The sequence below is a fragment of the Flavobacterium sp. LS1P28 genome, from assembly GCF_003970335.1.
Classification (GTDB): Bacteria; Bacteroidota; Bacteroidia; order Flavobacteriales; family Flavobacteriaceae; genus Flavobacterium.
The window spans coordinates 283,506-295,109 of the sequence record NZ_RYDI01000001.1 but is presented as its reverse complement, the minus strand read 5'-3'; the positions used below and the strand labels follow the sequence as shown (position 1 = coordinate 295,109).

The window sequence follows — 11,604 nt, the reverse complement described above, 5'->3', positions numbered from 1 at the left end:
TTGAATCAATAATCTATTATCCATTCAACGCTTCAGCACCACCAACGATCTCTAAGATCTCATTAGTAATAGAAGCCTGACGTGCTTTATTATATGTTAATTTCAATTGATTTCTCATTTCCGTTGCATTATCAGTTGCTTTATGCATCGCAGTCATACGCGCTCCGTGCTCTGAGGCAAATGAATCCCGAATTCCTTTATACAATTGTGTTTTTAATGATTTTGGAATTAAAGTCAACACGATTTCTTCTTTTGAAGGTTCAAAAATATAATCACCAGTTGAAACTGTAAGATCAGATTTTATAGGTGCCAATGGCAAAAATTGTTCGGTTTGAACGATTTGTGTTGCGGCATTTTTAAATTGGTTATAAATCAACTCAATTTTATCATATTCTCCTGAAACGAATTTCTCCGTTAATGTATCCGCAATTTTAGCTACAGCATCAAAAGTCAAGTCATCAAAAACTACGCTTTGATTATCAACCACTGAATGTGTTTTACTCAAAACATCATTTCCTTTTTTGCCAATAGCAAAAATATCCACTTGCTTCCCCGTATAAAATTCAGCGCGATTTTTAGCTTCTTTGATTGCATTCGTATTAAAAGCACCCGCTAAACCTCTGTTAGAAGTTATTACAACTAATAATACTTTCTTGATCTCTCGTTGTAAGGTAAACTCTCCTCCTATCTCACCATCAAGCGTGGCAGAAAGATTTTGCAATAATTCCGTTAATTTTTCGGCATAAGGGCGCATTGCTGTGATTGCATCTTGTGCTTTCTTTAGCTTTGCTGCAGAAACCATTTTCATTGCCGATGTAATTTGCATCGTAGATGAAACGGAAGTAATTCTATTACGGATTTCCTTTAAATTTGCCATTTTATATTAGTCTAATGTCGTAAAGTCATAAAGTCTAAAGTCCTCAAAAGCAGATAAACTGACTTTAAGACTTTCGACTTTACAACTTTTGACTAGTTTTAGTTATATTTTGCTGATAATTCTTTTGCCACAGATTCAATTACATCTGTAATTTCGTCTGTTAATTTTCCTGCTTTTAAAGCGTCAAGAGTTGCTCTGTGTTTGTTGTTCAAGAATTCCAAGAAATCTTTCTCAAATTCTCTTACTTTGTTCACAGGAACATTTCTCAATAAGTTTTTAGAACCAGCATAGATAATCGCAACTTGATCTTCAACAGTATATGGATCGTTCAAACCTTGTTTCAAGATTTCAACGTTTCTTCTTCCTTTTTCAATTACGTTTAAAGTAACGGCATCAAGATCAGAACCAAATTTAGCAAACGCTTCTAATTCACGGAATTGTGCTTGATCCAATTTCAATGTACCTGCTACTTTTTTCATTGATTTTATTTGAGCATTTCCTCCAACACGAGATACCGAAATACCTACGTTAATTGCCGGACGAACCCCAGAGTTAAACAAATCTCCATCAAGGAAAATTTGACCATCTGTAATAGAAATTACGTTTGTTGGGATGTATGCAGAAACGTCACCAGCTTGAGTTTCAATAATTGGCAGCGCAGTCAATGAACCACCACCTTTTACAATTGATTTCAATGAATCTGGTAAATCGTTCATGTCTTTAGCAATTCCATCATCTGCAATTACTTTACAAGCACGTTCTAATAATCTACTGTGAAGGTAGAAAACGTCTCCAGGATATGCTTCGCGTCCCGGTGGTCTTCTCAATAACAGAGAAACCTCACGGTATGCAACCGCTTGTTTAGATAAATCATCATAAACAATTAAAGCCGGACGACCTGAATCTCTAAAATATTCTCCAATTGCAGCACCTGCGAAAGGAGCATACACTTGCATTGGAGCTGGATCAGAAGCATTTGCAGCAACAATAATGGTATATGCCATTGCGCCTTTTTCTTCTAACATTTTAGCAATTCCTGCTACAGTCGAAGCTTTTTGTCCAATAGCAACATAGATACAAAATACTGGTTTCCCAGCATCGTAAAATTCTTTTTGATTTAAGATAGTATCGATACAAACAGTTGATTTACCTGTTTGACGGTCACCAATAACTAGCTCACGTTGTCCACGACCTACTGGAATCATAGCATCTACTGCTTTTATTCCTGTTTGTAATGGCTCAGTAACGGGTTGACGGAAGATAACTCCAGGAGCTTTTCTTTCTAACGGCATTTCGTATAAGTCTCCACCGATTGGTCCTTTTCCATCAATAGGAAAACCAAGTGTGTTTACTACACGACCTACCATTTGTTCTCCTACTTTAAGAGAAGCAATACGTTGTGTTCTTTTAGCAGTTGAACCTTCTTTGATTCCTGTAGATGGTCCTAAAAGAACTACACCTACATTATCTTCTTCAAGATTCAAAACAATAGCTTCTAATCCATTGTCAAATTCAACTAACTCTCCATATTGAACATTCGAAAGCCCGTAAACACGAGCAATACCATCTCCAACTTGAAGTACTGTTCCTACTTCTTCTAGTGTAGCACCAGATTCAAAACCTTCTACTTGCTTTCTTAATATTGCTGAAATTTCAGCAGGTTTGATTTCCGCCATCTTAATTTATAATTTAGACACTTAAATGTGCAATAAAACTAATTACTTAACTCTCTTTTTAATACTTGTAATCTGTTGGCTACTGAAGCATTGTATTGCTTGTCGCCTATTCTAAGAATAAATCCTCCAATGATTGAAGCATCTACTATATTTTCTATTGTGATTTTTTTATCCGAAAGTGTTGCAATTTTAGCCAAAACTTTAGCTTCTAATGCTGCATCCATAAGAATCGCTGTAGTAACCTGCGCTACTTCAATACCATTCATAATATCCGATAATTTACTGTACTCTATGGCAATTGCTTCTAGAATTTCGAATCTTTTGTTTTCAAATAATAAATGAAACAACCCTTGAGTTACGCCATTTATACCGGCAAAAACTTCTAACAGTGCTTTTTCTTTTACCTCCACTTTCATGGTCGGGTTTTGAATAAAAGTACTCAATTCTAAATTACCCTTAATTGTCGAAGCAATCAATTTCATGTCGTTATTTACAACTTCGGCAACACCTTTTGAGTTTGCTAAGTCTAGAATTGCTTTTGCATAGCGAATTGCTGCTCTTGTACTTGCCATAATTGTTAGTTTAACTTTACATCACCTAACATTTTCTCAACTAATTTAGTTTGAGCTTCTTTGTTAGATAATTCGTCTTTCAATATTTTTTCTGCGATATTCAATGACAATGTTGAAACTTGTAATTTCAATTCGGCCATGGCTGCATTTTTTTCACTTTCAATTGCTGCTTTCGCTTGCTCGATCATTTTTAATCCTTGAGCCTGTGCTTCATTTTTTGCATCAGCAACCATTTTCTCTTTTATTTCACGAGCGTCTTTAAGCATGTTGTCACGCTCTAATCTTGCTTCTTGTAAAATACGTTGGTTGTCAGCTTGAAGATTTTGCATTTCTTTTCTAGCGTTTTCAGCAGATAGTAAGGCATTTTTAATTCCTTCTTCTCTATCATTAACTGCATCCAGAATTGGTTTCCAAGCGAATTTTTTTAACAAGAATATCAATCCTACAAATATTACTATTTGCCAAATAAACAAACCAAACGAAAAATCATTTATTAACTTATCCATTATATCTAATTATAAATTTTAAAGTATGAATTGCTTTTAATCGCAATTTGTAATGTTTTAATTTTAAAAACAATAGTTACAACCAACCGTTGTAACTATTGTTTTTTTTAGTTTTAATTAAGATGCGAATAACGCAGCAAAACCAATACCTTCAATAAGTGCAGCTGCGATAAGCATAGCTGTTTGGATTTTTCCAGAAGCTTCTGGTTGACGAGCAATAGCGTCCATTGCTGAACCACCAATTCTACCAATACCTAAACCTGCTCCGATAACAATCAATCCTGCTCCTACAATAGTTGGAATTTCCATAATATATAAATTAAAAATTAAACATTTTTATTAATAGTCTAAAGTTGTAAGGTCGAATGTCATAAAGTCAAGGTGACTTTTAAACTTTCAACGTTTGACTTTCGACTTAATGGTGAGCCTCTTCGTGATGATGCTCTTCGTTTCCTGCTCCAAAATAAAGTGCGGATAACATAGTGAAAATATACGCTTGTAAAAAAGCTACTAATATTTCAAGAATCATAAGCACAAATGCCAATCCAAATGACAAACTGCTTCCAATCCAACTTTTAAAAATAAACATTAAACCAATGATACTCATCAAAACTACGTGTCCTGCTAAAATATTAGCGTACAAACGGATCATTAATGAAAATGGTTTGATGATGGTTCCCAATAATTCAATTGGCGCCAAAATAAATTTCATTGGAGTTGGCACCCCTGGCATCCAGAAAATGTGTGCCCAGTAATTTTTATTGGCTGAGAAAGTGGTAATTACATACGTCAAAATAGCCAGCGATGCTGTTATAGCAATATTTCCCGTTATATTGAATCCCAGTGGCGTTAACCCTAAAATGTTTAGAAATAAAATAAAGAAAAATATCGTTAACAAGTAACTCATGTATTTCTTATATTTTTTTTCTCCAATATTTGGTATGGCAATTTCGTCTCTGACATACAAAACAATCGGTTCAAATATGCGTCCGGCTCCTGAAGCAATTCCTCCGTTTTTAGTATATGATTTTGCTAAACCTTTAAACAAGATAAACATTAAAATGGCGACAAACAAAATACCAACCACACTTTTAGTGATGGATAAATCAAGTGGCGTTACATTAGTAGGATGACCATGTTCGCCTTCTGTTAAAGTTCCGTCCGCCTCTGTTTTGTATATTTTTTCGTGGTGCAATACGTAGAAGTTTCCATTGTGCTCTGCTGTTTCTTCACCATAATGAAATTTTGAAGAAGAAAATACTTGCAAACCATTGTCCCAAAGGATAACAGGCAATGAGAAACCATTATGTGATCCTGATTCTTTATCCGCATTAAAGGTAAAAGAATGTGAATCTAAAAGGTGATGATTGATAAATTCCTTAATTTCAGATTTTACATCTGTTGGTTCAGCATGAGCTCCTTCAGCTGCCTCATGAGCAACTTCTGTTTTTACTTTCACAGAATCCTGTTCCGGATTTGCAAAACTAATTAAAGGAAGACACGCTACTAAAGTCGCTACTATGAATCTAAGTGGTTTGTTTGAAATCACCATAACAGTTAATTATCTTAATTTATTACGTTTCTGAAATTTGGTGCAAATGTACATCTTTTATTAATATGCAAAAGAATATAAAAAATTATTTTTGATGGATTTGTTCCTTAAAAAATATATTTATTGCTTTTCGTTTAAGATACGTATTGTTAATATGGTTTCGATTGCTAAAAAGAGAATAAACATTATAAAAAAATTAATTTTCTCTATTGATTTAATTTCAATTGTAACCCGCAATATAGGCTTTAAAATCAAATAACAAACTATCATTTTGATACTGGTGCTCAAAAGAAATGACATGCCTACATTATCAAAACTTCGTTCTTTCACTTTCAGCAAAACCACAAATACCATAATTGACAACGCCAAGAACAGCAGGTATAGGGTTTCTATCGAATAGTAAAAAGTGGAGTCATTTATGTGCAAAACATAAAAAACAACTCTATGAATACCGTAAGCCAATCCCGCAAGCACCAATAAAGGCAGCAGTGGTTTGTATTTTTTTAAATTCATTGTATTTGTTTTTTGCCGCAAAGGCACTCAGGCGCAACGTTATTTTAATTTGTAAAATCGGAACGTGTTACGATTGGTTTTTACGCTTTTTATTTTGAAAAATTACTGCGTTTTATTGATTTCGTTTACCTGACGGATTACATTGTACAATGCCAAAACCACGCCAACCATCACTACAATTTTACTGTAATATACTCTTGGATGGGGATAATTCTCGTCTAACCACTCCCCAAGATAGGAAAACAAAAATATGATAACTCCCATTTGAATTGGAATATTAATGAACTGCAGCCATTTATTCGCTCTTTTCGGGGGTGGTTTGTTGTCCATCGTTTTGCATTACATTTTTAATATTTGTTTTCATGGCACAAGATGCACTAAAATCAGCGCCTGGCTCTACTGCTAATTTCCCTACAATAACTTCTCCATGAATACTGGCCTTTGATTTTACATTCAATACTTCGGTTACCTGAATTTTACCTTCAAATTTTCCTTCGATGTCCGCATTTTTGCATACAATATCTCCAGTGACACTTCCTGCGGGTCCAATCACTATTTTTCCTTCTGACTGAAAATTACCAATTAAATTTCCGTCTAATCTAAAATCAGCCTGCGAAATAATATCGCCTTTTATCGTAGTTCCTTCAACAATCCGATTCGTTTTTCCTAAAAGATCGGTATAGGATTTTGCTTTTTTATCAAACATAATTATTGCTTTTTTGGTACCAAATACGTTTCGAGATTTTTCTTGATTTGGATTACTTTGTAGTTTTCACCTGAAACCACTATTGCGGCATCCGTGATTTTATATTTTATGTTCTCTGCTAAAACCAATGTTATGTCAGTTGCATAAACCCGTGATTTTATACCGTGAATGGTAATGAAATTTTCTTTCTCCGTATAAATATCATAGGAATAATATAGTTTCTGAAGATTTTCACTGGCTATGAACATTTTAATTTTTTCTTCCACTGCTTTTGTATTTTTATCGTCACGAGAACCTACTTGATATAGAATTTTCCAATTATTTGAATCCGTTGTATTCAACTCCATTTTCTCTAAAAACGGGATTTGGTCATTCAAAATAACCTGTGCTCCTTTGCCTTCTTCGCTATTTGGATAATTATCAGCCACCTCTTGTAATGCGTTTTTGTAGGCCGTCACACCTTTTAGTTTTCCAATGGCACTTGCTTTGAGCAATTCGAATTTAGATACAATATCCTCGCCTGAAAATTGAGTAATCAAGCTGTCTGAATGCTCTATAACGGCAATAAATTGCTCTTCTTGGAATGCTTTATACCACTTAGCATAGACGCTTTCCGGGGTTTCGGTTTGAGAAATTGCATCCGGATTGGTGTTGTTAATTATTTGTGCATAACGCGAATCCGGAAACCGAATTGTTATCTTCTTTTTCATCGCAGTTGCCATGTTTACATCGGTGATTTGATATAATTTATACAAATTATACATCGCTGGAAGTACCAGTTTTTCCTCTGGATTATTGTTTAATAATTGTTCCAGTTTTGCAATAGCCAAACTATTTTCTTTGAATTTTTCCTTATAAATAATACCCAATTGATAGTAAGCAAAATTACGTTCTTTGGCTATGCTGTCTAACTCGATTTGTGCCGTAGGAAGCTGTTTCAGGTAAAAATCTGGTGTATGTTCTTCTATAATTTTATTTGATTCCGTTTTCTTTTCAACGGATTGACTGTCCTCAACCGAAGCAGCAGCCAAAGTTGGGTTAGCATTTCCTGATGAAAGTCTCCAATTCCCATTTAAAGTCCTTTCTCCCCAATTTTTCTTGAAGTCTACTTTTCCAAAAGCAACTGTTGTAGGATTATAAAAATAGAAACTACCCGCTGATTGGGTCGTCGCGCTGGGAATGGTTGGTGGCATCATGGGTGATTTCCGAATGGGTTTTGCGGACTCTTGATCTGAAGCCGAACCTGCCGATCCAATCGAATTATTCCGCTCTATGTTTTCCTGTTTTGCTTTATTTTGCTCCGCTAAAAGTCTTTTGACTTCCTCTTTTTCTTTTAGTTGAACGATATACTTTTCAAAATAAGTTTGACGATCCGCAGGGTTCATCGCCACCACATTCAGGATGCTGTCATTTCGCTTTGCTAGCGCTTCATACAAAATCACCTCATCGAGATTGCTTCTTATTTTTTGTATTTTATTAAACTCCCTTGATTTTGTATTCAATTTAACCAAGGTACTGTCATAATATTTTGCCGCCACAGGATAATCCGCATTTCTAAAATACAGGTTTCCTAAATTTCTATAATTTGACGCTACTAAATAGGTGTCTTTTGAACTGGTCTTTAACGAGGCGTTATAAAAATCTAAGGCTTGTTCCTGTCTTTTTTGTTTATCATAAAACACTGCCATTTGATGAAAAATCAGATCTTTATAAGGCCTGTTCTCTCTGTCTTCTATTAATTCATCGTAGGTTTCAACAAAAGAATTAAAATCTCCCTTTTCATAATCAAACAATTCGGCTTTTTTGGCATGCGCCTGAATGACAAATCTTCTTTCGGATTTTCGGTTCATGTCAATCACGGATTGATAGGATGCAACCGCGCTGTCTTTGTATCCTAATCCCTGATACAGTTGTCCCAAAACAAAACGGTATCGTGCTTTTTCCTGATTTATTTTAGTGAATTCAATCGCGTTTTTGATCTTAGCAACGGCGCTGTCTTTTTCTTCTAAATTAAAAAAAGAAGCGGCCAAAAGGGCATTTGCATCCGCAAAAACTTGATTTTTCAGGTCGTGATCTTCTACTAATTTACTGATGTTTTTTATGACCAAAGCATCATTTCCCAGACGCATGTTTGTTTTTTCCCGCCAAATTTTGGCTTCATAAATCTTGCTGCTGTTTGGATATTTGTAGAGAATGTAATTGAAAGCATCGAGTGCCGGAACAAATCGCTGGTCGTAATACCTGGCTTTTCCAAGCATCAGATACGCTTCGTCTATTTGACTGTTTTTTTCTCTGCCACCAATGTTCATCGAATGTTTTTGAATGGCTTTGGTCGCTTTGGCTTCTGCCAATTCAAAATCGGTATTTTTAGGTTTTGTTGTGGAAGTAAAATCTTCTACAATTTGCATTTTTTCTACCGGCAGAAGTTGCCAAAAATCATCATCGCTATTGGCATTTACCGCCAGAACTCCTTTATCCAATCCTACTTGACCGTTATATAAAATATTATACTTGGTACTTAACGCGTGTGAATTTCTTGCCATAAAAGTATCTCTCTTGGTAGAACAGGCTACCAAAAAAGAAAAAAAGAAAAAGAAAAATAACTGCTTGAATCTATTGATTTTCAATGGAAAACGTTTTTTATCAATTAACTAGTAAATACCCGTTTTAGTATATTTAGTGGTAAAAATACATTTCTTTTTGCTATCGTGAAAATTATGGTGTTATATTTCGGTTTTCCTATCGTGCGTAAGGGATGGAAGCGGCATCCCTCGCTTTTTAGCGTGGATACAGCGTACAGCCCGACCCGAAGTTGCGAGGAGGAACGACGAAGCAATCACGGAGGGTTACGCCCAAAAAAAACCGCTAATTCGCAAACTGAACATTTAAATTAATAAATGCAATTAGCAAATTAGCGGTAAAAGTTTAGTCTACGACTGTTGCGTTGAATTTTAAACGGCAAAAAATAGTTCTAATTCCTTTAAGGTTTCCTCCGAAGTTTGAATGTCTTTGACCACTTCGCCTTTGTGCAGCGCAACAATCCTGTTGCTGACCTCAACGGTGTGCAGTAAATCGTGGCTAGAAACCAGAACGGTTACTTCCGGATTACCCGCTAAATCCTTGATGATTTTTTTTAATCGAAATTGGGTCGTGGGATCTAAATTGGCAAACGGCTCATCCAGAATAATGACTTCCGGATTCCCAATTAAAGTGGCGATGATGCCTACTTTTTTCTGGTTCCCCTTGGATAAATCGCGTAAATATTTCTTGTTATTGAGGATTTCTCCGTTGAAAAACTCTTCGTGTGTTGCCAGTAAAGCATCCACATCGGCTTTGTTTTGTCCGCGTAAATCGCCAATGAAATAAAAATATTCTTCGGGCGTTAAGTACCCAATAAGAAAGCTTTCGTCCAAGAAAGAAGCGGTGAACGGTTTCCAGTTTTCGCTGGTGTTTACCTGAATGTCATTATTGATAATATTTCCCGTTGATGGCTGAATTAAATCTAATAAAAGACTGAAAAAAGTGGTTTTTCCGGCACCGTTATTCCCTACTAATCCAAAGCTTTCGCCTTTTTTTATTTCTAAAGTATCTATTTTTAATACGGTTGTTCCGTTGTATGTTTTCGAAAGGTTGTTTACTTGTATCATTTTTTGAAGTTTAGTCGGTTAACTGGTTGTTTGGATAATGTGATTGCTATTTATCCTTTTTGTTTGTAAGCCGCAATGGTTGCGTATTTCTCTGATTTATAGATTTTTTCAATCAAGGTGAAAACTTTGTCTTTGAATGCAAAACCTATTACTCCTGCCGAAGCCACTATGGCTAATCCCACATTAGCACCAGCTAGAGTAGAACCGGCCCAATACAGTAAAACGGGCAATCCTAATTGCGGCAGTGAAATTAGCATCGTTTTTACATTGAATGCTTTTTTATCTCCAAAAGCGCCTTTCCCGGAACTCAAATCGATTGGTGTTTTAGTGTACGCGCCGCCCAATAAAACTAAATGAGAATTGACTCCAATGTTATAAATGGCACCCACAATAATGGTTAAATATACCTGCCATCCAAAGTAAAGATAGAACGAAGCAATGGTTGTAGTCACAATTGTAGCAATTACCATCAGCCACCATTTAGAACTCAAATAGCCTTTGTACGGAATGTTTTGCGTCATCATTAACGGATAATACGCGCTGTCCCAACTCGGTACAAATTGTCCGAAGGTGATTAAGAATCCACCCGAAACGAATATCCCCGCAAAAATATGCATTGTAGGATTATTATACGCTTCAATCCCATTAGTGAAGAAAAGAAAGCCATAAAAAAGGAACATGACGCTCAATCCCACAGTGGTTTTAGAACGTTTGTTTCTTTTGATTAATTTTATGTCGTTTTTCAAGAAGGTTCCTATGGTTCCAAATTGGTTTAACCAAGTCAGCTCTTCTGTTTTGGCTTCATCATGTTTGTTTGACAACCCCGCATCGAGGTATAAATTCTTTTTGAAATACTGAAAAGTAATATAATATAGTACGATTAAAACCAAAACCGGAATAGCAAAAACCCAATACGTATTGAAAATAGCATTAAAAAATGGCGCTGTAAACTCCGTAATATTAAAGAGTCCGTAATAGTGTAATCCTCCTAAAATAGCAGCTATTGCCAAGAAAATGGCAAATAAATTATCTTTATTACTCAGTAGAATATTCAGAAAATTATTGCTGAACAGCAAAGAAAATAGTGCAGTGTACCAAAGCATTACGGAAACTACATCGTATCCTTCGATAATTAAAACAACACAAAACGGAATCAGGAAAAAACAGTGCACCAAATTGAAGAAGGACAAAACCGTCTTCCCTAGTGAGAAATGAACAATTGTTGATTTTTTTATGGGGAAAATCAACATAGGACGAATGTTCATTACCGGAATTTTTTGCAACAGCAATCGGATGATTAGATCCATCAACACATAATAAATCATGAATTGATTCACGGTAACAATTGGGTCCAGATTCATTTTCTTCAGAATATAAAAGGCCCCGACTCCTAATGCCAAGAAAATTAAAATGAAATAAATGGCAACAAAACCCATCAGGATTTTCAAAGCCAAATTAGTTGCGAAGGAAGCTGACCTAAAAAATGCTTTCCATTCGAGATAAAGAAATTTTTGAATCATAGTTTGGTTCTTTTGGTTTTATAGTAGGTAGTCAA

General features: G+C 35.4%; 12 protein-coding genes. All 12 read right to left on the bottom strand.

All coding sequences use genetic code 11. The annotated features are described in order from the left end of the window. Window positions 1-16: 16 nt before the first annotated feature. The 12 genes from atpG to EKL97_RS01190 all read right to left on the bottom strand — a co-directional run bounded on the left by atpG (window position 17) and on the right by EKL97_RS01190 (window position 11,569). Window positions 17-877 carry an ATP synthase F1 subunit gamma gene (gene atpG / locus EKL97_RS01245; protein WP_126567839.1) on the bottom strand — a complete coding sequence of 287 codons (861 nt, stop codon included), beginning with the start codon at window positions 875-877 and terminating at the stop codon, window positions 17-19. A 98-nt stretch (window positions 878-975) separates the two neighbouring features. After that, complete coding sequence (atpA, locus tag EKL97_RS01240; protein WP_126457785.1) at window positions 976-2,553, bottom strand: F0F1 ATP synthase subunit alpha; 1,578 nt, start codon at window positions 2,551-2,553, stop codon at window positions 976-978. A 38-nt stretch (window positions 2,554-2,591) separates the two neighbouring features. Further along, window positions 2,592-3,125 (bottom strand): ATP synthase F1 subunit delta, encoded by a 534-nt coding sequence (gene atpH / locus EKL97_RS01235; RefSeq protein ID WP_126455011.1) that lies wholly within the window; start codon window positions 3,123-3,125, stop codon window positions 2,592-2,594. Window positions 3,126-3,130: 5 nt separating this feature from the next. Then, window positions 3,131-3,631 carry a F0F1 ATP synthase subunit B gene (locus EKL97_RS01230; protein WP_126455009.1) on the bottom strand — a complete coding sequence of 167 codons (501 nt, stop codon included), beginning with the start codon at window positions 3,629-3,631 and terminating at the stop codon, window positions 3,131-3,133. Window positions 3,632-3,748: 117 nt separating this feature from the next. Further along, on the bottom strand, window positions 3,749-3,940 hold the full coding sequence (gene atpE / locus EKL97_RS01225; protein ID WP_073353856.1) for an ATP synthase F0 subunit C: 192 nt from the start codon (window positions 3,938-3,940) through the stop codon (window positions 3,749-3,751). Between the two features lie 106 nt (window positions 3,941-4,046). Beyond that, window positions 4,047-5,183, bottom strand: coding sequence for a F0F1 ATP synthase subunit A (gene atpB / locus EKL97_RS01220; protein ID WP_126552879.1), 1,137 nt, complete (start codon window positions 5,181-5,183; stop codon window positions 4,047-4,049). Window positions 5,184-5,303: 120 nt separating this feature from the next. Then, the gene (locus EKL97_RS01215; RefSeq protein ID WP_126457782.1) at window positions 5,304-5,696 is read right to left on the bottom strand and encodes a hypothetical protein; all 393 of its coding nucleotides are present in this window, start codon (window positions 5,694-5,696) and stop codon (window positions 5,304-5,306) included. Between the two features lie 102 nt (window positions 5,697-5,798). Beyond that, complete coding sequence (locus tag EKL97_RS01210) at window positions 5,799-6,026, bottom strand: AtpZ/AtpI family protein (RefSeq protein ID WP_126552877.1); 228 nt, start codon at window positions 6,024-6,026, stop codon at window positions 5,799-5,801. Beyond that, window positions 5,992-6,402, bottom strand: coding sequence for a polymer-forming cytoskeletal protein (locus EKL97_RS01205; protein WP_126457781.1), 411 nt, complete (start codon window positions 6,400-6,402; stop codon window positions 5,992-5,994). The genes EKL97_RS01210 and EKL97_RS01205 overlap by 35 nt, the downstream gene beginning before the upstream one ends. Before the next feature lie 2 nt (window positions 6,403-6,404). Then, window positions 6,405-9,029 (bottom strand): tetratricopeptide repeat protein, encoded by a 2,625-nt coding sequence (locus EKL97_RS01200; protein WP_317125226.1) that lies wholly within the window; start codon window positions 9,027-9,029, stop codon window positions 6,405-6,407. A gap of 324 nt (window positions 9,030-9,353) precedes the next feature. Next, a complete protein-coding gene (locus EKL97_RS01195) occupies window positions 9,354-10,049 on the bottom strand; it encodes an ABC transporter ATP-binding protein (RefSeq protein ID WP_126563518.1) in 696 nt (231 codons plus the stop codon). Between the two features lie 50 nt (window positions 10,050-10,099). After that, on the bottom strand, window positions 10,100-11,569 hold the full coding sequence (locus EKL97_RS01190; RefSeq protein WP_126563519.1) for a DUF5687 family protein: 1,470 nt from the start codon (window positions 11,567-11,569) through the stop codon (window positions 10,100-10,102). Window positions 11,570-11,604 lie beyond the last annotated feature (35 nt).